The 21,273-nt window shown below is 52.8% G+C and carries 18 protein-coding genes; 12 read left to right on the top strand and 6 right to left on the bottom strand.

Annotated features, from left to right (window positions below; translation table 11 throughout):
- Positions 1 to 211: 211 nt before the first annotated feature.
- Entirely contained in the window at positions 212 to 1,339 is a 1,128-nt protein-coding gene (gene hemW, locus KOR42_RS23475) for a radical SAM family heme chaperone HemW (protein ID WP_231741094.1), read from the bottom strand.
- The gene (locus KOR42_RS23470; protein ID WP_146512278.1) at positions 1,336 to 2,406 is read right to left on the bottom strand and encodes a hypothetical protein; all 1,071 of its coding nucleotides are present in this window, start codon (positions 2,404 to 2,406) and stop codon (positions 1,336 to 1,338) included. The genes hemW and KOR42_RS23470 overlap by 4 nt, the downstream gene beginning before the upstream one ends.
- 181 nt (positions 2,407 to 2,587) lie before the next feature.
- Here KOR42_RS23470 and KOR42_RS23465 point away from each other — a divergent pair, with 181 nt between their 5' ends.
- Entirely contained in the window at positions 2,588 to 3,634 is a 1,047-nt protein-coding gene (locus tag KOR42_RS23465; protein WP_146512277.1) for a ferrochelatase, read from the top strand.
- 119 nt (positions 3,635 to 3,753) lie between these two features.
- Complete coding sequence (locus KOR42_RS23460) at positions 3,754 to 4,098, top strand: histidine triad nucleotide-binding protein (RefSeq protein WP_146512276.1); 345 nt, start codon at positions 3,754 to 3,756, stop codon at positions 4,096 to 4,098.
- A 114-nt stretch (positions 4,099 to 4,212) separates the two neighbouring features.
- On the opposite strand, the gene KOR42_RS23455 is transcribed toward KOR42_RS23460, so the two are convergent.
- Complete coding sequence (locus tag KOR42_RS23455; RefSeq protein WP_146512275.1) at positions 4,213 to 5,571, bottom strand: hypothetical protein; 1,359 nt, start codon at positions 5,569 to 5,571, stop codon at positions 4,213 to 4,215.
- Between the two features lie 286 nt (positions 5,572 to 5,857).
- On the opposite strand from KOR42_RS23455, the gene KOR42_RS23450 reads away from it, so the two are divergent.
- A complete protein-coding gene (locus KOR42_RS23450; RefSeq protein WP_197441510.1) occupies positions 5,858 to 8,044 on the top strand; it encodes a helix-hairpin-helix domain-containing protein in 2,187 nt (728 codons plus the stop codon).
- 75 nt (positions 8,045 to 8,119) lie between these two features.
- Here KOR42_RS23450 and KOR42_RS23445 read toward each other — a convergent pair whose 3' ends face one another.
- Together KOR42_RS23445 and KOR42_RS23440 are read right to left on the bottom strand one after the other, a co-directional pair.
- The gene (locus tag KOR42_RS23445) at positions 8,120 to 9,037 is read right to left on the bottom strand and encodes a TerC family protein (RefSeq protein ID WP_146512273.1); all 918 of its coding nucleotides are present in this window, start codon (positions 9,035 to 9,037) and stop codon (positions 8,120 to 8,122) included.
- A 75-nt stretch (positions 9,038 to 9,112) separates the two neighbouring features.
- On the bottom strand, positions 9,113 to 10,993 hold the full coding sequence (locus KOR42_RS23440) for a family 16 glycoside hydrolase (protein WP_146512272.1): 1,881 nt from the start codon (positions 10,991 to 10,993) through the stop codon (positions 9,113 to 9,115).
- 260 nt (positions 10,994 to 11,253) lie between these two features.
- Here KOR42_RS23440 and KOR42_RS23435 point away from each other — a divergent pair, with 260 nt between their 5' ends.
- The 7 genes from KOR42_RS23435 to KOR42_RS23405 all read left to right on the top strand — a co-directional run bounded on the left by KOR42_RS23435 (position 11,254) and on the right by KOR42_RS23405 (position 17,690).
- A complete protein-coding gene (locus tag KOR42_RS23435) occupies positions 11,254 to 11,526 on the top strand; it encodes a WXG100 family type VII secretion target (protein WP_146512271.1) in 273 nt (90 codons plus the stop codon).
- Between the two features lie 7 nt (positions 11,527 to 11,533).
- Entirely contained in the window at positions 11,534 to 11,878 is a 345-nt protein-coding gene (locus KOR42_RS23430; RefSeq protein WP_146512270.1) for a cupin domain-containing protein, read from the top strand.
- Positions 11,879 to 11,992: 114 nt separating this feature from the next.
- Entirely contained in the window at positions 11,993 to 12,886 is an 894-nt protein-coding gene (locus KOR42_RS23425) for a ThuA domain-containing protein (protein WP_146512269.1), read from the top strand.
- A 309-nt stretch (positions 12,887 to 13,195) separates the two neighbouring features.
- Positions 13,196 to 13,951 carry a hypothetical protein gene (locus tag KOR42_RS23420; RefSeq protein ID WP_146512268.1) on the top strand — a complete coding sequence of 252 codons (756 nt, stop codon included), beginning with the start codon at positions 13,196 to 13,198 and terminating at the stop codon, positions 13,949 to 13,951.
- A 416-nt stretch (positions 13,952 to 14,367) separates the two neighbouring features.
- Complete coding sequence (locus tag KOR42_RS23415) at positions 14,368 to 15,360, top strand: DUF1559 domain-containing protein (protein ID WP_197441509.1); 993 nt, start codon at positions 14,368 to 14,370, stop codon at positions 15,358 to 15,360.
- Between the two features lie 349 nt (positions 15,361 to 15,709).
- A complete protein-coding gene (locus KOR42_RS23410) occupies positions 15,710 to 17,041 on the top strand; it encodes an outer membrane protein assembly factor BamB family protein (protein WP_146512266.1) in 1,332 nt (443 codons plus the stop codon).
- Between the two features lie 256 nt (positions 17,042 to 17,297).
- Positions 17,298 to 17,690 (top strand): heavy-metal-associated domain-containing protein, encoded by a 393-nt coding sequence (locus KOR42_RS23405; RefSeq protein ID WP_146512265.1) that lies wholly within the window; start codon positions 17,298 to 17,300, stop codon positions 17,688 to 17,690.
- A 213-nt stretch (positions 17,691 to 17,903) separates the two neighbouring features.
- On the opposite strand, the gene KOR42_RS23400 is transcribed toward KOR42_RS23405, so the two are convergent.
- Positions 17,904 to 19,313, bottom strand: coding sequence for a mechanosensitive ion channel family protein (locus tag KOR42_RS23400; protein ID WP_146512264.1), 1,410 nt, complete (start codon positions 19,311 to 19,313; stop codon positions 17,904 to 17,906).
- Between the two features lie 214 nt (positions 19,314 to 19,527).
- Here KOR42_RS23400 and KOR42_RS23395 point away from each other — a divergent pair, with 214 nt between their 5' ends.
- On the top strand, positions 19,528 to 20,088 hold the full coding sequence (locus KOR42_RS23395) for a hypothetical protein (RefSeq protein WP_146512263.1): 561 nt from the start codon (positions 19,528 to 19,530) through the stop codon (positions 20,086 to 20,088).
- Between the two features lie 76 nt (positions 20,089 to 20,164).
- The gene (locus tag KOR42_RS23390; RefSeq protein WP_146512262.1) at positions 20,165 to 20,794 is read left to right on the top strand and encodes a trimeric intracellular cation channel family protein; all 630 of its coding nucleotides are present in this window, start codon (positions 20,165 to 20,167) and stop codon (positions 20,792 to 20,794) included.
- Positions 20,795 to 21,273: the final 479 nt, after the last annotated feature.

Below are 21,273 nucleotides of genomic sequence, written 5' to 3'. Positions count from 1 at the left end.
TCTTCGCATGCGAATACGGCTCGACATACTTGCGTCCAATCCGAAGCGACAGCTTTGCCACTTCCAACAACACATTCGTTCGTGGGGAATCACTCATCACCAGATTTTAGCGCATTCTCATCTCAGATTCCAGAGATGTTTTCAACAATGCATGACGAATTCACTACACAGGTTGCGAGATCGGAGGTCGTTCGAAGGATTTCGGAGGAGCCTATAGAAATTCGGCCATGATGGAGTCGGCGATGAAGCGGCCGGTTTTTGTGAGGCGGAGTTTGCCTTGGTCGAGGGTGAGGAGTTGAGCTTCGATGAGACGATCGAACGCGTTGGGGGCGAGGTCGGGGAGTGGGTGGGAGAATTGTTGTTGGAATTGATCGAGGTCGATGCCTGCGACTTGTCTGAGGCCGAGCATGACCGCTTCTCTCGCTCGGTCTTCCGGGTTGAGTACTTCGGTTTCCGCGATTCCGGATTCTCCGGCGATGACTCGCCTAATCCATGTGGTCACGCTTCGGTGACGCATTGCCCGGACTCCGTTCAGATAGGAGGCTGCTCCGGGACCGAAGCCGAAGTAGGGGGCGGATTGCCAGTAGACCTGATTGTGTCGACACTCCATCCCGGGCTGGGCGAAGTTTGAGAGTTCGTATTGTTGGAAGCCAGCAGCTGGGAGCGATGTCATCGCGACGGAATACATTTCGCGTTCGAGTTCATCCTCAGCGGGGATGAGTTGTGACTTCATCCGGCGGGTCCAGAACTGGGTTCCTTTTTCGAACGTGAGCCCGTAGGTCGAAACGTGCTCGGGGGCCAGAGCGATGACTGTTTTCAGGTCCGCTTCCCAGTCGGAGAGTGTTTGGCCGGGAACGGCGAAGATCAGGTCGAGCGAGATGTTCGCGAAGTGTTGGTCTCGCAGCTGAGCGAAGACGGCGTTGATGGTCTCAGCAAGATGGGTTCGTTCGAGGGTTTCGAGATGTTGCGGATTAAACGATTGAACGCCGAGGCTGATTCGATTCACTGAGTGAGATCGAAGGATCTTTATTTTGTCGAGAGTGAGTCCATCGGGGTTGCACTCCATCGAGAATTCCCCGTCTTCCCGCAGCGGAAACCACTCGTTGACGACGGTCAGTAGTTGTTGCAATGCTGGTTCCGGGAGATAGCTGGGGGTTCCTCCTCCGATGAAAATTGTGGAGACCGGTTGCGGACTGGTGATGGAGCGAGCGATTTCGAGTTCGAGACATTTCAGGTAGTGCTCGATCAAATCGTCGCGACCTGCAATCACTGTGAAGTCGCAGTAGCCACATCGATGGATGCAAAACGGAACATGGATGTAAACAGAGTCGGCTGTCATTCGTGACACCATGTTGCGTGGTCGACGGGTTGTTCGTTGATTCGAGTCGGAGATGTTCGAATGGCGGAGGGAGTTGGGGTTTCGCGAGCGTGTGTCCAGCGGACGTTCTTTCGGTTCGGGAAACAATGCTGGGCCCAAAAACAGGCGAGGCGGCCCATCGTCCAGCGACCGTTGATGTCCTGCAGGGGGCGAATCTGAATCTCGTTATCCGGAGACTGATAGATCATCGCATCGATTCCGACTGAACCGAAGTAGCCTTCTGCCTGGAGTCGCTGCACAGCTTGACTCTGAAAAGAAAGAACCGCGGTCGTCGGCTCTTCGGGGAGATCATTCGGGTGAACGATTGTCTGAGCATACCGCCCCTGCGGAGAGGACTTCAGTTGAGTAACGGCGAATATGACCGGGTCTCCAGTTTCGGGGATGTCCCATTGGATTCCAAGTTCCAGAATCGGCGTGAGTCGCGGTTCAAGAAAGAGTCGCTGTCCCGCTTGAAGTCGCTTCTTCGCCCAGGCAACTTGACTGTCGGTGAGTCCTGGCGTTTCCGATCGGATCTGCCCTCGGCCAGATTGTCCGAGTTCTGTTTTGATGACGAATCCGTTTTCGTAGAGTTTTGACGTGAGAGCCGATGTCAGATCGGCGATTGATTCGAGGATGATTTCTCCGGGCAATGGACATCCAAGGTCGATCGAGAGCTGTCGCGAGGTTCTTCGAGAGTTCACAACGCGAACAGACTGTGCGCTTGGGGAGTGTGCCGGGAGTTGATATTTCTTGCAGAGTTCCTGGGCGGGCTGTGTCCATCCCCAAGGTTGTGTCCGCTCGATCGAAGGTCTGAGATCGCGGAGTTCTTCGATTGTTACAAACGTTCGGTCAGCGAGTCCCATGGCTTCCAGTTCGGGCCAGCTTTCAGGAGTCCACGGTGTTCTTGTGAGGATGAAATCCCCGGGCTGAGAAGCTGCGATCAGGCACGGAGTGAGTTCCTCTTCAAGCCTTTGAAGCGTGCGAGGAAGTGTTTTGGGAGACTCCAATTCGTCTTCGAAGCAGAAATTTCCAATCCATAGGGTCGACATCGGGAGGGCAGTAGATCAAGACTCAGTTCGCAGGAGGTGACTGGACGATTCGTAGAGTTTGACAATAATCCAGAGAGCTTGCACCTCAGGTGGCGAAAGTTGCGGACTACGAGCATTCTTCGCGAACTGGTTCTGAGGTTAGAATCGGTTGCGGAACAACTTCTGGAAAAAGTGAACTCTGGTGAGTGAATACAACTACGACGCGGTCCTTTTCGTCGCATTCGGTGGCCCTGAATCGCGGGAAGACGTGATGCCGTTTCTTGAGAATGTCTTAAGAGGGCGAAACGTCCCGCGTGAGCGCATGCTCGAAGTGGCGGAGCATTACTACCACTTCGACGGCGTGAGTCCAATCAATCAGCAGATGAGAAAATTGATTGAGGCAGTGACTGCGGATCTCGCCAGCCAGGGAGTTGAGATTCCGATTTATTGGGGGAATCGAAACTGGCATCCGATGCTGACGGAAACGATGCAGCAGATGAAGGAGGATGGAATTCAGAACGCGATCGCCTTCGTCGCTTCCGCTTACAGCAGCTATTCCGGTTGCCGTCAGTACCGAGAGAATGTGTACGCTGCTCAAGAAGCGGTCGGAGAGTCAGCTCCGGAAGTCGACAAAATTCGGACCTTCTACAATCACCCGGGGTTTATTTCCGCGAACGTCGCCTGCATCCGGGATGCGATTGAAAAGCTTCCGGAACCGGCTCGCCAAAGTTTTTACATTGCATTTACGGCTCACAGCATTCCAAGCTCGATGTCGGACGGGTGTGATTACGTTCAGCAGCTTTCAGAAACGTGTCGGCTGATTGCTGATTCGATTGGGATTCCTCAAGATCGCTGGAAGCTTGTCTATCAAAGTCGAAGTGGTCGTCCGGAAGATCCGTGGCTTGAGCCTGATATCCTCGACCACATTGACCAACTCAATCAGCAAAGCGTTGAAGGGCTCGTGATTGCTCCGGTCGGTTTTCTGTCGGATCATATGGAAGTTCTGTTCGATCTCGATGAGGAAGCGGCGGAGAAGTGCGAGGAACTGGGGCTGGCGATGTCGCGTGCCGCGAGTGTCGGGACGCATCCTGATTTTGTACGATGCGTGAGCAAATTGATCATGGAGCGATTGCTTCTGAATGTGGAGAAAGAAGCAATTGGCCAGTATGGGCCGAATTGGGATGTTTGTCCCGCGGACTGCTGTCCCGCTCCCATTCGACGACGACGGTCTTCTTCTTCGTCGAGCTGATCTCGTTCTCGGAGATATGTTTAGATGAGATGAGGAAGCTCGAAGAAAGCCGCTCCTCGGGGCATGCACTTTCACGATCAGGCAATTTCAAGAATCGCATCAGCAAGGAACCCGCGACAATGCCGGAGCCAACGATCTTCAAGAAAATCATCGACGGAGAGATTCCCGCAGACATCGTCTACGAAGATGACCAATGTCTCGCGTTTCGTGATGTCAATCCTCAGGCACCGGTTCACATTCTGGTGATTCCGCGAAAAGAGATTGCGTCTCTCGCTGAGACTGATGATGGGGATCAAATGCTGCTCGGGCACATGATGCTTGTCATCCGCAAACTGGCTGCGGAGATGGGACTCACGAACGGATTCCGGGTCGTGGCCAATACTGGTGTTGATGGTGGGCAGACAGTCAACCATCTGCATTTTCATCTACTGGGGCAGAGAAATCTCGAATGGCCTCCCGGCTAAAGCCATTCTTGTGGTTTCTCTGCACTTCTCTGCGATGGTTGACGTTCCGTTCGATCTCACAAATTGCGGGCGGTCGCTGATTTCTCAAAGACCGATCCCTGGGTGTTCGGGATCTCAGCGAACGATATCAACCTGCACCATGAGTGCCGCGTCGAACTGGCGATGGTCGTCTCCTCGGAACGGGAAGACTCCAGCGACTCGTGTATTCATCCAGCGAGTCAGTTCAGTGTGAATTCCGGATGTGAAGTTGTAGACGTCCTGGCGGTTGTACAGGGAGCCGAAGACCGCGTTGGTCAACGTTTCGTCGCCATCAGCGATGAAGGCGAATCCCTGTGAATCCTGTCGTTGTCGACCGTAGTGGAATTCAAGAATCGGCGCGACACCTCTCAGGAATCGGCGTTCGGTGTGGCGTGTGAGCCAGTACCCGACTCCCAAGTCGATGTTGTAATAGTCAGGGACGTCGACATAGCCGACTCGTCCTTCTCCCGGAACATGGACGGTGATGTCGTCGGTGGAGAAGTCTGCTTCAAAGAATGCCTGGAAGAACCATCGACCTTTGCCGCTGACGACGAAGGCGAGGAATGGATTGAAGTGATAGGCAGAGTTGTCAACGTAAAATTCTGCATCGCCGACGCTGACGTGAGTTGTGTCCGACGCAGCGAAGGTAATTCCCGCTCCGCCAGTCAACAGTGCCGAAGCATAGCAACCGTGCCACTCTCCGATGACTCTCTTGAAGTTGATCGAGATGTTTCCGTTGGGATCGTCGCGACCCATGCTGAAGGCCGTCGACGTTGGATCGATGACGCCCGGGACGGACTGATCGACTTGAACGATGATCGGAACACGCAGTTCAAGACTCATCGAGTCGCCGAAGAAAGCCTTTTCAATCCCGAGCATGAATTGATCGTGATTAAATTGGGCGTTCGTTCCCGTCGCGGCGATCGGTAGGAGGTCGTCATCCATATCGTTCGGATCATCGACGCGAATATGCGAGGAGATCGGATTTGCGAAGTGGCTGTAACTCATGTAAAAGCGGTCGCGAGGAATCGGGCTGTTGTTTTCCGCGATGTTCGTCACGCGATTCGCAGCTGGGACGCCAAAAATGCCGTCAACGGTTTCGTCTGTTGCGACATTGACGGAACTGAACGCGACGGACTCCACTGTTCCGAAATGCGTTCCGACCATGTTCGCGACGTCGAAGGCGGCGTAGCGTGATGTTTCCGTATCTTGCGGATAGATCGGCCCGTGCGGCGCTCCGTTCGTCGGGAGCGAGTACGTATAGTTCTCGGAGTAGTAGGGATCGAGATGCTGTTGTTCACTGGCCTGAATGATGCCCGGATTCGGCGCGGGAGCCATCGGTTGGAACTGCACCGGAGCCTGAGCCAAAAGGGCTGAGCCAGACATCAGTGTCGTAGCCACTGGAGCAGCCCAGTGGCGAATTTTCTTTTGAATCTCACGCCAATGCAGACGCATCGTCGGTCCCCCAAATGCAGTTCATGTCCGAACATCCGGCAACGCAATTGTTTCTCGCCATATCAATGGAGAGAGTGAAGCTGGCCTGCATCGCGCTTGCAATTTGATGAATTCTCGGGCGGTCTTCGATGCAGTTTCTCTATGACTTGTGCTTCTTCGTTGTCATCGTCGTCGGCACGATCCCGGCATCACACAAAACGCATAGAATCGTTACAATCCCACGCTGTTACGAATTGAGAGCGGCGAAATGTGCCGCTTGCGAGGTGTTGTCACGGAGAAATTGCGAATGGACTCGGAAAAGGAATTGATTCAACGACTCTCATCACAGCTCGGGCTGAAGCTTGATTCGGTTCGCAGAACGGTTGAGATTCTGGATGAGGGCAATACGGTTCCGTTCATTACTCGCTATCGCAAGCAGCAAACTGGGGGGCTCGACGAGAATCAGATTCGTGCGATTCAAGAGGGAATCGCCACGTTGCGAGAAGTTGCCGCAACTCGGGCTCGCATGATGGATTCGCTTCGCGAACTTGGCAAACTGACTCCGGAGCTTCAGAAACAACTCCTCGAGGCAGATTCGAAACGACGACTCGATGAACTCTATGCGCCGTTTCGTGTCAAGAAGAAAATAAAGGCGACAGAAGCTCTTGAACGCGGGTTGGGGCCACTCGCCGAGGCGATTTGGAATGGACGAGTTGGTGACGATCAACTCGACAAAGTCGCTGCAAACTGTGTTGGAAAGCATCCGGATCTTGTTGATTCACAGACGGTTTTGGACGGAGCGCGGGAGATTGTTGCCAGTCGCATTTCTGAGTTGGTCGCAATTCGAGATATCGTTCGCGAAACCGCTCGGCGAACGGCAGTGATTCGGACCAAGCTCGCGCCCGGCGAAAAAGACGAAGAACTCAAGAAGACATTCAGTGACTACGGAGGATTCGAAAGCCCATTCAAACGTTTAGCACCGCATCGGGTGATGGCCATTGACCGGGGAGAGAAAAAGAAAGTCTTGCGAGTCTCGCTTGATTGGGATGGTGACCAGTCTCAGAGACGAGCTGCTGCCAATCTCGAACTCGGAACTCACCGCGCGAGGCAAATTCTGACCGAGTGTCTCAGTGAATCATTGAAGAGGTTCATTAACCCCGCTGTTGAACGGGAACTCAGACGAGAAGCGACTGAGAGTGCTCATGTGCACTCGATGGGGGTGTTCGCTGCGAATCTCAGAAGTTTGCTCATGCAACCGCCGCTTCCCAGCAAGACGGTCATGGCGATTGATCCGGGATTTAGCTCGGGGTGTAAGGTCGCTGTCATCGATCGACTTGGGACTATGTTGGAATCTGACCTCGTCTTCGTGATCGGTAAAGACTCCCGCGAATCACAGATTGAAAAGTTGTGCCAGCTTGTTGCGAGACATCAAGTTGATGTTATCGCGATCGGCAACGGAACAGCGAGTCGCGAAACCGAAGCTCTCGTCAGCGAAGCGATCCAGAATCACAATCTTCAGTGTCGATATACAATCGTCAATGAAGCTGGGGCGAGTATTTATTCCGCGAGTCAGGCGGGGCAGGAGGAGTTTCCTGACCTCGATGCCACAGTTCGTGGGACGCTCTCGATCGGCCGACGTTTACAAGATCCGTTAAGTGAACTGGTGAAGATCGAACCGCAACACCTTGGTGTTGGGATGTATCAGCATGACCTTCCCGAAAAACAGCTCGAACAATCATTGAGCGAAGTGGTTGTCTCGTGTGTCAATAGCGTGGGAGTGGATCTGAATCGTGCCAGTACGGAACTGTTAAAGTATGTGTCCGGTCTGAATCGTAAATCGGCTGAGAAGATCGTTCGGCGTCGTCAGGAAAGTGGACCATTTCGACGACGGCGGGAACTTCTTGATGTCCCCGGCATTGGACCCGCCACGTTTACTCAAGCTGCAGGATTCTTAAGAATCGCGGATGGAGACGAACCTCTGGATGCAACGTGGGTGCATCCGGAAAGCTACTCGCTTGCTCGTCAGATGCTGAAGAGTTTCGGAGCCGATCCCCAGTCCTTTCTGAAAGGGCAATCTGAAAAACTGGCTGCGGAACGGATGAACCTTGATGAGCTGTCGACTTCGTTGCAGAGCGATCGGTTTACAGTGGAGCAGGTTTTTGAAGCCATTTCTCGTCCCGGGCGTGATCCTCGCGAAGATGTCGCCGGGCCATTGTTCCGCTCCGGTGTCATGAACTTCGAAGATCTGAAGATCGGAATGCAGCTTCAGGGAGTCGTCTCAAACGTTGTCGACTTTGGAGCGTTCGTCGACGTCGGATTGAAGAACGACGGGCTCGTTCACATCAGCCGGCTGTCCGATCAGTACGTTTCTTCCCCGCTGGACGTCGTGAGTCTCGGAGATGTCGTGACCGTCTGGGTTGCGCAACTCGATGAAGATCGCAAACGTCTCGGACTATCAATGATCCCACTGGACGAAGCGGACTTGGAACGCTGATCGACGCAGTGGGTCGACACAGTGGATTTCCCGGGTTTGACCGAAGCATGATTTGCGATCTCAAGGATGTCGCGATTACTGATCTTTATCTTCGTCGATTAATTCCATTGATGTTGTCGGAACACCTCGACCACCACGAATCTGCATGTTGACCAACTCGACGGCGAGTGAAAATGCCATTGCGAAGTAAATGTACCCCTTATTAACAGGGGTTCCGATTCCCTCAGCGACCAGCAGCACACCGATCAAAATCAGGAAGCTGAGCGCCAGAATTTTGATGGTGGGATACTTCTCGACGAACCCTTCAATGATCCCGGCAAAGAGCATCATGACAAGAATGGCAATGATGACCGCGAGAATCATGATGTTAATATGGTCCGTCATTCCGATCGCGGTGATCACAGAGTCGAGAGAGAAAATGATATCGAGAATTCCAATCTGGACGATGACCGTCCAGAAGTTGCCCGTGTTCTGAGCCGAGTGTGAGTCTCCCTCGCCTTCGATTTTGTGGTGAATCTCGACAACAGAGTTGGCGATGAGGAAGAGGCCTCCCAGGAGAAGGATTAAGTCTCGCCACGAGACTGAGTTGATATTGTGTTCGTCGTGTCCATGCGAACTATGGCTAAGCGTTCCCTCTTCGGTATGGGGATCGGTTTCTTCCTGAGAATCCAAAGAGTCGTCTGATGGAGCAGGGGATTCGACATCGTTTTCTGTCGCGAGTCGGAATTTCGTCTGCTCTTCGGTTTCAACGAGAGAGGCTGGTATCCCTAAATCCGTCAGATAGAAGATGGGCTGAGTGAGCCCCAGGACCCAGGTCAGTGAGAGTAACAGAAGTATCCGCGTTCCCATGGCCAGGCCAAGACCGATTGTTCTGGCCATCGCTCGTTGGGCGGACGGAAGCTTGCCACACAGAATGCTGATGAAAACAATGTTGTCGATGCCGAGAACGATTTCCATCGCCGTCAGCGTGACCAGTGCGATCACCCACTCCATCTTTTCCCCCTGATGAAAACAAATCCCCGCACCAAAATCGATTGATGCGGGGAATGAGTTCCGAAACGAACTGAGTTATTCGGCAACGAAAGTGTAAATGCCGTTTCCGTCGTTGGTGACAATGCAGAAGTAAATTTCGCCTTCAGCATCTTCTCCGAACGTAATCACCGGCATCTGTGGGCTCGGAATGGAATCGTTCGACACGACTTTCTTCTGAGTTGAATCATAGTTCAATGCCCAGATCAATCCTGAGACGTAGTCGGCGTAGATGTATTTTCCATTCAGTGATGGAAGACGTGATCCACGGTAGACAGTTCCCCCAGTGATCGACTTTCCAACTCCGTGATCATATTCCCAGATCGGATCAATGACCTGAGTGTTGAGAGCGCTGGACGAGCCGAACGGATGGGTACCCTCTTTCAGGTTCCAACCGTAGTTTCCACCTTTGACGATGATGTTGATCTCTTCCCAGAGATTCTGACCGACGTCGGCACACCACAGGTCTCCGCTTTCGCGGTCGAATGACATTCGCCAGACATTTCGAAGACCATACGCATAGATCTCCGGGCGGGCTTCGCGATCACGAATGAAGGGGTTGTCTTCAGGAATCGCGTAGTTCTTGCCATCCTGAGTGCTGTCGATATCAATTCGCAAGATCGAGCCAAGCAGGCTGGAGAGATTCTGAGCGTTGTTGAACGGATCGTTTGCGCTGCCGCCATCGCCGAGGCCAACGTACAGATATCCATCCGGACCGAAAGCGATTGTTCCGCCGTTGTGATTCCAGAACGGCTGTTCGATTCGCATGATCTCGAGTTCCGAGTCGGGATCTGCTTTGTTGGGATCATCAGCCGAAACATTGAATCGAGAGATGACGGAAACCTGTCCCGGAACCTCTGTGTAGTAGACGAAGAACTCACCGTTTTCTTTGTACTTGGGATGGAACGCCATTCCCAGAAAACCTTCTTCGTTTTGACGGTCGGCGTATTTAACGCTCTCTCGCAAGTCAAGAAAGACGTTCGATTCCGTCACATCAGGCTTGTTCTCGAACGAGTAAATGACTCCATGCTGTTCCATCACGAACAGGCGACCGCTTCCGTCGTTCGCATGAGTCACCACGATCGGACGGAATGACTGAGGTCGTCCTTTCTCGTCGACTGGTTCCCAGTTCTTCCAGGTCAAGTTTGGAAAAGCGAGCTTCGGTTTGACGCCGAGTTCACTGTCGACGGGATTCTTGACAGCGTTGTCTTGTCCGAGGTCGCGAATCTTGATGTTTCGGAAAGCGACTTCGTTTCCATGATCCTGAAGTGCGATGTGTCCTTCTTTGGCTTTACCAAAGTTCTCGAACGGAGCAAATTTGCTGGCAGCGACCTTCTTGTTCCAGTCGTCGCTTCCCACTTGAAAGCGGACGTAGCGCACACCGTTCATGTTGATCTCAGACTGTTTCGGGTCAATGATCACATGGAGTTGATTCCATTCGCCTGCAGGGCGAGTCGCATCGAGCGGTTTTCCAGTTTCCGGATCATTGGGTGGCTGATAGAGCTGATAGAGCCAGCCAGCTTTTTGAGCATCGTGCCCGTCAACATTGTCCTGAATCTGAATTTCCGGACCTGAGCGCCAAGGAGTTGGGTACTCTTCGGTCACCAGAAACATCAGTCCGCTGTTTCCGCCCGGAGAAATCTTGTAGTCAAGCATCAGTTCGAAGGCGGAGTATTTGTTTTTGGTGATAATGTCACCAGCACCTTTTTCTTTTCGAATTAAGGCACCATCTTCAACGACCCAGCCATCGCTGATTGTGTCTTTCTGGTAGTTGCGAAAATTCTCAGTCGAGGTTCCATCAAAGAGGAGTTCCCAACCGGATCGTTTTTCAGCTTCGGTGAGCTGATTCGGACCAGCGGCGAAGAGCGACGTGACCGAGAATACTCCGGCTAACGCCGCACAAAAAACAGTTTGTTTCATTGTTTCGGGTGTGCTTTCATTTCGACAACGTTCATTCCTCCTGGAATCACCTCATCGTGCGGACGATTCTCGTCTTGACTGAACGTTTTGTATGGTGTTCGGTGATCGCAATAGACAGACTTCTTGTCGATTGCCAAGATCGTACCGACCGAATGAAAAGACCGCAAAGCATTCACACATGAAAAGACTTTGAAACTTAGTTGTCTCAAGGTATTTGTCATGCGGAGAGCTGTCCTCTTTTTCGCCTGCAGGAGATTTCCATGGCTCAAGCAATTGCCAACCCCGAAGAGCTTCGGGCATTTGCAATGAAGCTCAAACAGTTCAACAGCACGCTCTCAGACCAGTCCGCGAGTCTCGCCAGTCAGCTGGATGCGTTGAGCACGACCTGGCGAGATCAGGAGAACGCAAAGTTCACGGAGGAGTTCAAAGATCACATGCGACTGCTGGCCGCTTTCGTCGAGGCCAACAATCAACACATTCCCTATTTGCTCCGAAAAGCCGAGCGAATCGAAGAATACCTCAGTCAAAGGTGATTCGGTGATGAAGAATCTTTTCCAACCCGTCTCGGGGGATCTGCCGGAGGAAGTTGTCGAGTCTTTACTGTCCGGCCAGGAATTCCGGGTGGAGCGAATCGTTTCGCAGGGGCATCGTTCACCTCCGGACTTCTGGTACGATCAGGCAGAACACGAATGGGTCGTTCTCCTGACAGGTGCGGGAGTCATCGAGTTTGAAGATCAGTCGTCCGTCGTAGAAATGAAACCAGGCGATGCACTTCTGATTCCGGCCCATCGTCGGCATCGTGTCTTGGAAACTTCAGTCACTGAACAATCCATTTGGCTGGCGATCTTCTTTCGTGATGACAAGATGACCGACTCAGACGATTGACTCGGACGATTGACCCACTGGTCATGCTGGACCACAATTCTGGTTCCCGCCAGTATTCATCGTCGCACTCACTACGCATCCCACTCACCGCGATCACTGAACTGAGGTTCCTTCATGTTGCGAACTTTCATTGCATTCTTGAGCATCACTGCTTTTGTGGTGGCGTCCGTCTCCGTCGCTGTGGCTGAAGAAAACGCTCATGTGCTCGTCGTGGTTGGTCCCAGTGGACATCCTCCCGGTTCGCACGAGGTTCTGGCTGGAGGCCGCGTGGTTGAAGGATGTCTGGAAAATGCTTCCAACCTGGAAGGCATGACGGTCACCGTGGTTGATCAATGGCCAAGCGAAGAGCAACGCGCGAAGGCCGATACGATTGTGTTCATCGGTGACACATTTCCTGCGAATCGTTTCGAAAACCCTTCTCAAAACCTGCGCGACCTTGCTCAGATGATGGATCGCGGGTGCGGCATCGTCTGTTTGCACTACGCCACCGGTTTGTTGGGTATGGACGTCTCCAAAGATGGGTCCCATCCTCTTTTGAACTGGATGGGAGGATACTTTGCGAACCGGTCGTGTCCTCATCATGAGTCAATCGCTCGCATCGTCCCCGAAGCAACGATCGTCCCAGCGACTCCCGAACATCCTGTCTCGCGAGGATGGAAGGAATTCACGATTCACGACGAACCGTATATCAACAACTATTTCGGTCCGGACAGAAATCGTCCAGCTGCCAACGTCACAGTCTTCGCAACATCGATGCTTCCGCCGGAATCGCCTCAACGAGAAATTGTCGCTTGGGGAATCGATCGTCCAGACGGTGGGCGAGGTTTTGGAATCGTGATGCCCCACTTCTACAAGAATTGGAAGCAACCCGACTTGAGACGGTTCATCCTGAATGGCATCGTCTGGACCGCGCGACAACCGGTTCCGGAAGACGGCGTTCAATCTGAGTTGGTTGACCTTGAAGCGTATGGGCCAGCGTCTGTTGAATACTCCCGAAATAAAAAGTGAGTTCCGCGGCACTTCTTCAGATCCTCACATGTTCGGAGCATCTCGGATGTTTTCTGATCGCGGTTCAGAACGGAATCGCTGACGGATCGGGACTTTCTCAATAGAAGGAACTCATTCAGATTCGCGTGCATCTTAAACGACGAATCTGGCAACCTAACGCATCCTGAGTTAGGATCATCTTCGTGGAGAGCGAGCCCGGGTTGCCGTCTGATCAAAGAGACAGACGGCTTGGCATCAAGCATAGTTGAAAACGTGCCCCGTAGGCTCAAGACAATTCGATCATCGATAAACCGCAGGATTCTTTGCCTGATGGTCGTGATCGGTATTGGGCTGGCGATGGTGCCTCTCTCGGTGCAGCTGAGTTCTCAAGCTGCCGGCAATCACAAAGATCGCTCAACGCCGTTTCCCTGTCAGGATCGTCCCTGCGGGTGTCTCTCAGCCGAAGCGTGCTGGGAAAGTTGCTGCTGCTTTTCCAATGCCGAAAAGGTGAGTTGGGGGATTAAGAACAAAATTGAGATCCCGGAATTCGTCAAGATTGCTGCGGTGAATGAAGAAGATTCTGCGACCGGAAAACAAGTCTGTTGTTCCCATCAGACGATCGAAGTGAAAGCGACTTCATTAGGCCAGCTTCAGTCTGGAAATGGCGAGCAAGTTCAGAACTCAGAATGTCTTGAACACAATGAGGCGGGCCACTCACTCTGCGATGTTGATGCACTCACTTTGAATGCTGATCCGTCGCAGAGTGACACTTTACATTGTGCTCGATTGTGTGGCAGCGGTGGCGTCGCCTCTTGTGCAGAATCGCAGGTCGCTAATGATTCGGAGGCAGCAGCTGACAAGGAAATTGCCTCACCGAATTCGAAAACGGTACTTGGGATTTTCGCGTTGAAGTGTCGCGGAATCGGGGGGGGGGCTGATTCCATGCTGTGGGCTGGGACCTTCAGTTTCGATGACCTGAACCTTCTCTTTACTCCGATCGACACGCTTCATCCTGTCGATACGTTGCTGGAGAGTGCAACGCTCAGCCCGCCCGATCCTCCCCCGCGGCTCCATTTCTTCCTTTGAGGGTCGTTTCCGTCTCAGGCTGCCATCTGCATCCGGACATCGCGTTCATTGAATGCGCCGTGGATGCTCTCTGGAGCGGCGTGTGCTTGCACGCTCACCCAGGACTTGGCTCGCTCTCCACAAGGCTGGCTACAGGCCTGACGTGAGCGTGCGACCACCTGCCGCTTTTAACCGGTCGAGACAACAACTCTCTCCATTCATTGTTCATCGTTCTGCGATCGAATTGTGCGCCGATCTGCCAGTTGGTCTGCACGGAAACACTTCAGTCAATTGGGCGAAGTGATTCGTGCGTCCGACCGAGTGCGAGGTGTAAACAGTGCGCCTCCCTCTCAGCGCGAATTCCGCATTCGGTGATTCAATCCGTGTGTTGAAAACGCCGGGAAGAAAAAATTCTTACAGAAATGGAATCACAAATAATGTCAGTTGATAGAACCGCGGCACCGCGTCGAAAAGCATTTACGTTAATTGAACTCCTTGTCGTGATCGCGATCATCGCGATTCTGATTGCACTGCTGTTGCCAGCAGTGCAACAAGCTCGGGAGGCTGCACGTCGAACGCAATGTAAAAACAATCTCAAACAAATCGGGTTGGCGCTCCACAACTATGAGTCCGTTTATCGTCGGCTCCCGTGTGGCTGGAACGGTGTGCATGATCCCGCACAGGGAACAACGTTCCGGTGGAGTTACCTTGCCTCAATTCTGCCGTACCTGGATCAGGCCAACACCTTCAATCAGTTGGACATGAACTTGACGCTCTACCCGCCGGGAGGAGGCCAACCCCCTCGACCAGAGCATCAGGACGTGATCAAGCAAATGATTCCGGTTTACATGTGTCCGAGTGACCGATCAGCGTTTGTCTCCAGTCCTTCCGGGGTCGTGGACTCAGCTCCGACGAACTACGTCGCTTGCAGTGGCTCGGGAATCAATCAGGTTTCCGATCCCAACGATGACGGCGATTCCGGGAACGCAGCTGATGGAATGTTCTCGTCGCTGCATTGGCGTCGATTTGCGGACTGCACAGATGGGCTGAGTAACACCGTTCTCATTTCAGAAAGTCTGCTCGGTCCAGGTGGGGAAGACCTCCCTGCCGGTGCAGATGCCGATCCACAGCTCTACATGGGATTGGTCGTCCCAGCTTCGCAAGTGACTGCGGCGAATTGTGACCAGGATGTTCCGGGAGGCGTGAATCGATTCATGGCGAGTCGAGGTCGACTGTGGGCCGGGCAAGCGTACGAGAATACGATGTACAATCACTTCTACACGCCAAACAGTCCACGATACGACTGCTTCTTCTGGGGGAATCGTGGATTGAAAGCAGCGAGAAGCCGTCACGTCGGCGGAGTGCAAGCTCTCCTGGGAGATGGAGCCTGCCGATTTGTCGGTGACAGCATCGATCGGGGAGTCTGGTAAGGATTGGGAACTCGCGGTGGAGGAGAGATTATCGCCGAGTTCTAAAATCTCTGGTTCGTCCTCGGGGATTCGCGATGAGCGGTGTTGAAGTCGTCCAGCAAGCGAATCCTCGACGACGAGATTCGATGAATTTCCTTCAGTGACTCTGCGAGTTGTGATTCGGCCGGAGTCATCTCGACTGCATTCACTTGCCGTTTGTCGTTCAAATGGAAATCATGACTACAATTGTGGCGTTCTGAACGCGGATTCCGTCAAGCGTCAAGCAAAACTGCTGATTGACCGTTGTGATGTCTTTCAGGTCAGAACCGGAAGCAGCTATTCACTTGTTCAAAATCTAGAAAAGTTCAATATGTCGATACTTCCTTCCATGATTGTTTTGGCTCTTGCTGCTCCTCAGCAGCAGCAAGGAGTGTGGCCTGGGTTTCTCGGTGAGGGAGCGTCCCAGCTTCAGATGGAATCTCTTCCGTTGAGCTGGTCACCCAGCGAGGGAATCGCCTGGCAGCGTCAACTTCCCGGGTACGGGCAATCCTCGCCTGTCGTCTGGGACGGAACCGTGTTTGTCACATCCGTTTCAGGAGCCGATAAAAACACGCTTCACGTCGTTGCTTTCGATCTCGAATCCGGAGATCTGAGTTGGGAAAGTGAGACCGCATCGACGTTCCCCGAAAAAGCGAGTGTCTACATCAGCCGGGCTGCTCCAACACCTGTCGTTGACGCAGACGGAATCTACGCATACTTCGAAAGTGGCGATGTGGTCGCATTGACGCGATCCGGTGAAGAACGCTGGAAGCGATCGCTCTCGGATGACTATGGTCGCCCGAAGAACAAATTCGGTCTTTCAAGTTCACCCGTTCAGACCGACGATCAAGTGATTATCCTGATCGATGATGAAGAAGCGGCTTATCTAATTTCTTTGAGCAAAGAGACCGGCGAGACCCTCTGGAAGACTGATCGAAAACCTCGAACGAACTGGAGTTCGCCCGCGATCGTCGAGATCGGTGGAGAACCGCAAGTTGTATGCAGCTCGGACGGAACTGTCATTGGGTATGACACCAAGACCGGAAAAGAGCTTTGGACGTTCGATCAGGTCGGAGGAAACAGGGCAACAACACCTCAATCTCCGGGTGAGGGTCAGTTCTTCATCGGTGCTTCCGCAGGGCGGCAGGGCGAAAATGCAACGATGGCCCGTAAATCGAATGGCCTGCTCGTCGTCGAAAAACAGGGAAGCGACTATGTTCCGAAGTTTCAGTGGACGACTCCGAAGGCGACCCCATCCTGGGCCTCACCCGTTGCACATGATGGCGTGGCTTACTGGGTGAATCGTTCAGCTGTCGTCTTCTGCGTTGATGTTGAAACTGGCGTCGACGTCTTCACCGAGCGCATCTCAGAGTCCTGCTGGGCAACCCCGATCGGTGTCGGCGAGCGAGTTTACTTCTTCGGAAAGTCAGGGACGACATCAGTCCTTCGATCGGGAAGAGAGTTTGAAGTCCTTGCCGAAAACAAACTCTGGACGGAAGAAAATCCGCCAGTGAACAACGTTCCCGTCGCTGAGGAAGAGACAGAAGAACGACGCAGCGCCCAAGCAATGTTTTCTGCCCCGACTCTCTACGGTGTTGCAGTCGCCAACGACAGCTTCATCTTGCGAACAGGAAGCCAACTCTTCTGCGTAAGAAAACCATAGTCGACGATCGGGCCGCGATCATCGGGAACATCGAAGAGTGGGGCGAACGTCGACCGTTCTCATTTTTGAACAATCTGTGTTTTACAGATCGACTTTGTGAACCACTCCACAGATGATGGATGTTGATGGTGATAGAATGACGACGGCAAGAACGCGAGTTCGTCGAATTTGCTGAGATTGCCAAATGAGAAATTTCATCGATTGAAAAGTGAACGATCGATAGACTTATTGAACACAAAAATTGGAGTCTTTGAACATGTCAAAGTGGATGATGCTTTCCGTTGCCGTCGCTGTTGCGACAACAGTTGCCGGTTGTACAAATTCGGATCAGCAGTCAACGAGCGAAGTTCCGGCCGCCACAGAAGGAATGACAGAAACCGCAACCGCCGCTGATCTTGCGGCCTTCACCGCTGGAGATGAAGTAACGCTTGCAGTGCCAGAAATGCACTGTCCGTTTGCGTGCTACCCGAAGGTCAAAGAAACTCTCGAAGGACTCGACGGAGTGAGTCTTGTTGAACTCGTTCCACAAGAAGAAGAGGGCGTGATCAACGATCGTCGCATCGTCGTCAAATTCGACGGAGAAGTTCCGCAGGACGTTGCCACGACAGCCCTTGCCGAAGCTGGATTCAAAGGTTCAACCGTCGAGTAATAAGCTTCGTTGAGATTTTCAAACCGATCATAGAGCCCGATGACTGTTGTCGTCGGGCTCTTTTCTGTTTCAGACATTTCGAATATCGAGAACATCTCAACGTCTGCTTTCATAAGCGACTTTCAGGAGCAAGCGATTCGATCATCGAGCGTTTCGATCATCATGCGCAACGAGTTAAACCGAATGCACAAAGTTCATAAACACAGACGCAAGTCACTCTTGTTCGGCAGTGTCGAGCAGGTTCGCTCCTTTGTCGGGAGGAGATGATTCCTGTGCCTGTTTCTCGATTTCTTCAATCTCACTGCTGAAGCCGCCTTCCGACTCATTCTGGACGGTTTCCGGTTCGGCAGCGGGCACTGATGTCGAAGACTCCTGTTCGTGCGGATGTCTTGTTCGCCGTTGGTCGTCGATCATTGTGACGGGAATGCCATTAGGGAAGATCACTTCACGTGCTTCGTCGGGCATCGTGAGTCCAGCATCGGAAATGGCCCGCTTGGTCAAGCGAATGACCGACGAACGAACTTTGGCTGCACTGTACTGGCTTCCGTCAATCCACGCATACACGCGCAGGTTCACGGTCGAAGTGCCAAGTTCCTCGACGAGCACCATCGGTTCGGGATCGTCGAGAATCGCTTCATGGTCTTCAAGCATTTGCTGAATCACATCCTGGGCTTTCGACGCAGAATCGAGATAGTCGATCCCGACCAGGAAGTCGAATCTCCGCTTTGGATTGGCGGTGAAGTTCTTGATAACGTTCTTATAAATCGTGGCGTTGGGAATCTGAACGTGATTGCCATCCAATGTCATCAACAGCGTTCCGCGCGTGGTGACTCGCTGAACCACACCTTCGTGACCTCCAACCTGGATGAGATCACCAAGAGAGAACGGTCGCTGAATGCTGATGAGAATGCTCGCGAGAAAGTTCTCTGCGATGTCGCGAAACGCAATTCCGATGACGATACCGATAAGACCCGTTCCTCCGAGCACCGTCATCGCAATTTGTGTCAGCCCGGAGATTCTGAGAATCAGATAAATCCCAAACAGGAAGACCGGAATTGCAATGGCTCGGGAAATGACGTGTCTCAAGAGTGGGCTTGGCAACCGATTCTCAAAAAGTGCGAAAGCAATTCGCATCGACATTGTCGCGAAAACCCAGGTCAGCCCGAACAGAAGCAGGCCGAGGAGGAGAAGTGGCGTCGCCTGGACCGCTTCGCGTCCCATTCTCTGGATCTCAATCCATGCCGGTGTGAAATCCCAGATGCTCTTGGGCGTCACTTGTAACTTATTGACCACTGCGACAACGTCTTGCGTGTTCCTCGCAAGGTCTCCCGCCCACTTTCGATGCTCGTCGGTTTCTGCCTCGCCACTGATGAATGCGACTCCTTCGTTCACCTCAACTTGTGGGCGAAGGAACCATTCCGTCGCACGAAGAATGTTCTCCAGACGCTCTTCAATCATTTGATCGGTGACAGCAGGCTGAACTTCCACGTCAGCCGGTGCGGATTTGACTGCTTCGATTTCGGCATCTGCAGCGAATTGATCGGGGACATCGTCTTGTGCGAGGCTCGTGAGAGCGGTGCAGAAAATCCATCCCAGACTGATCGCGATTTTCCGGATCTTCATTATTGGGTCCGTGTCGTTTGTTGTATGGGAAAGCCTGTCGCGAGCAATCGTCATGGCAGTCAGAAATGGTACACTGTTTGGCTGTGATCTATCACGCTCGTCCTTGGATTCCTGAGCATCAAGCTTGTGGATTCACGATCGGATCAGTTTCGATCATGAAGAGTGTGTCTTCTGAAGTGTGTTTCTGAACGCAGTCTCTCTCAAGGACATGTCGATGACGTCGAAAATCAAGTGGCTTGCAATCCTCGTAGCGGGAATCTCTCTGTTACACAGTTGCCGTCCCTCACACGGAGAAACCGGAGTGCGTTCGAGTAGCGCAACCTGGTCGATGGCTGCTGAGAACCCGATCCCGGGGATCGACGTTGCAGCAGTTGAGGCGGTAACGATTCATTTGGACTCTCCAGACGGACTCAAGGTCGTCTTCTGGAGTGCAGGTTCGTCAGGAAGTTCGATGCGGAGCAGCTCTGGGCCGCAGTCAGCCGTTTGCGAAGGTTCGTTTGCGCATCCCGGGGGACGAATTCCGATTCTTTGCGAAACCAAAGATGGTCGTGATGCCGCTGTTGTGATCGACAGTCAGAAATTTCAAACGGATCAGGGAACGCTGTTTCTCATCGCACGGAGAGATTCCAAAGTCGATGTTCTTCAGTTGGATGTCGATGTGATGAGTCTTCCCACTTCAATCGAGAAGTTGAGGTCTTACGCGCGCAGCAACGATCGGATCATCAAGTTTTTCTCCGGCGAGTTGAAAGCTTCGGACTCGAAGGACGCGAAGTGAGTCCACAGAGTGCGAATTGATTCTTGCCGGTCTTGATGTAAAGAGCTCTCTCGAAAATTTCTTAGAAAAAGAGTCAATGTATCGCGTCATCGAACTGCTCGCTGTCGTTTCCAGTGCGTTTTATGGTGTGCTGTTGGCGCGTCGGCATCATATGGACTTTGTCGGCGTGTTTTGTCTCGCCCTCGTCGTCGCTTTCGGAGGCGGGACTCTTCGCGATCTCTTTCTTGATCGGCATCCACTGTTTTGGATTCGAGAAGAGCATTACCCCGTCATCGTCTTCGTGATTGCGTTGATCAGCTCCGTTCTGAAGACTGTCCCCGTTTACCTGGAGCGATACCTGAGTATTCCCGATGCTCTTGGACTCGGGCTGTTCAGCGTCGCGGGGACTAGTGCCGCGATCGATGAGGGAACATCATGGTTCGTCGCTTCGTTGCTCGGAACTGTAACCGGCACCTTCGGGGGCGTGATGGGAGATGTCATCTGCAATCGCGTTCCCAGCCTCTTTCGACCGGCTCCATTGTTTGCGACCTGTTCATTCGTGGGAAGTTGGATCTATATCCTGATGCGTTCGGTTCCATCGATCGAAGCTTTCGCGGCTCCGGTCGCCATCGCGTTCATCGTTGCGTTCCGGTTGATTTCGATTCGTTTTCATCTCTATTTGCCGCACGTTGGAGACGAAGTTTCCGATTTGGGACAGATCGACTAGCGACAAGACTGCAGTTCCCATGCGAAGTGACGCATTGAACGCCTAAGAGAGAAAAGAAGATTTTTCCAAATTGTCGCGGTCACTTTCTCCGTTTCGGGGTTTCATGAGTATTCCCCCCGATTGAGGCGAAGACTTCTCCATGAGTCGGCGTTGACAGAGAGCTTGCCGCTCGTCGCAAACGCGATCCCGCAGAGAGAAAGGACTCACTCAGTCATTCGCAGACGCTCGGTCTTCACGGTTTCGCACGAGAAGCGAAAACGGACAGTCAGCGTCGAAGGACACGCATGGAGATCTGTTCGATGGACAACGCAGATTCGTCTCACCGTTTTCAATGCAAGAATGGCCATAAGCTTAGCAGCCCGTTGAAAAACTCGCATTGATGGGGGAGATGAATTATCTTTCAGCAGTTGGAGTTGATCAAGGAGGAAACGATGGCGTTGGGGCGACGGAAATCGGAAGTTCAGGGTGAGTTGTGGGTG

Source organism: Thalassoglobus neptunius, assembly GCF_007859735.1.
GTDB classification, from domain to species: Bacteria; Planctomycetota; Planctomycetia; order Planctomycetales; family Planctomycetaceae; genus Thalassoglobus; species Thalassoglobus neptunius.
The sequence above is the reverse complement of the archived record's forward strand: the minus strand, read 5'-3'. Positions and strand labels throughout refer to the sequence as shown.

Excerpts from the sequence above, each read along its gene's own strand:
- hemW (WP_231741094.1), bottom strand. The coding sequence starts at position 1,339 with ATGACAGCCGACTCTGTTTACATCCATGTTCCGTTTTGCATCCATCGA.
- KOR42_RS23470 (WP_146512278.1), bottom strand. The coding sequence starts at position 2,406 with ATGTCGACCCTATGGATTGGAAATTTCTGCTTCGAAGACGAATTGGAG.
- KOR42_RS23460 (WP_146512276.1), top strand. The coding sequence starts at position 3,754 with ATGCCGGAGCCAACGATCTTCAAGAAAATCATCGACGGAGAGATTCCC.
- KOR42_RS23455 (WP_146512275.1), bottom strand. The coding sequence starts at position 5,571 with ATGCGTCTGCATTGGCGTGAGATTCAAAAGAAAATTCGCCACTGGGCT.
- KOR42_RS23450 (WP_197441510.1), top strand. The coding sequence starts at position 5,858 with ATGGACTCGGAAAAGGAATTGATTCAACGACTCTCATCACAGCTCGGG.
- KOR42_RS23445 (WP_146512273.1), bottom strand. The coding sequence starts at position 9,037 with ATGGAGTGGGTGATCGCACTGGTCACGCTGACGGCGATGGAAATCGTT.
- KOR42_RS23440 (WP_146512272.1), bottom strand. The coding sequence starts at position 10,993 with ATGAAACAAACTGTTTTTTGTGCGGCGTTAGCCGGAGTATTCTCGGTC.
- KOR42_RS23435 (WP_146512271.1), top strand. The coding sequence starts at position 11,254 with ATGGCTCAAGCAATTGCCAACCCCGAAGAGCTTCGGGCATTTGCAATG.
- KOR42_RS23430 (WP_146512270.1), top strand. The coding sequence starts at position 11,534 with ATGAAGAATCTTTTCCAACCCGTCTCGGGGGATCTGCCGGAGGAAGTT.
- KOR42_RS23425 (WP_146512269.1), top strand. The coding sequence starts at position 11,993 with ATGTTGCGAACTTTCATTGCATTCTTGAGCATCACTGCTTTTGTGGTG.
- KOR42_RS23420 (WP_146512268.1), top strand. The coding sequence starts at position 13,196 with ATGGTCGTGATCGGTATTGGGCTGGCGATGGTGCCTCTCTCGGTGCAG.
- KOR42_RS23415 (WP_197441509.1), top strand. The coding sequence starts at position 14,368 with ATGTCAGTTGATAGAACCGCGGCACCGCGTCGAAAAGCATTTACGTTA.
- KOR42_RS23410 (WP_146512266.1), top strand. The coding sequence starts at position 15,710 with ATGTCGATACTTCCTTCCATGATTGTTTTGGCTCTTGCTGCTCCTCAG.
- KOR42_RS23405 (WP_146512265.1), top strand. The coding sequence starts at position 17,298 with ATGTCAAAGTGGATGATGCTTTCCGTTGCCGTCGCTGTTGCGACAACA.
- KOR42_RS23400 (WP_146512264.1), bottom strand. The coding sequence starts at position 19,313 with ATGAAGATCCGGAAAATCGCGATCAGTCTGGGATGGATTTTCTGCACC.
- KOR42_RS23395 (WP_146512263.1), top strand. The coding sequence starts at position 19,528 with ATGACGTCGAAAATCAAGTGGCTTGCAATCCTCGTAGCGGGAATCTCT.
- KOR42_RS23390 (WP_146512262.1), top strand. The coding sequence starts at position 20,165 with ATGTATCGCGTCATCGAACTGCTCGCTGTCGTTTCCAGTGCGTTTTAT.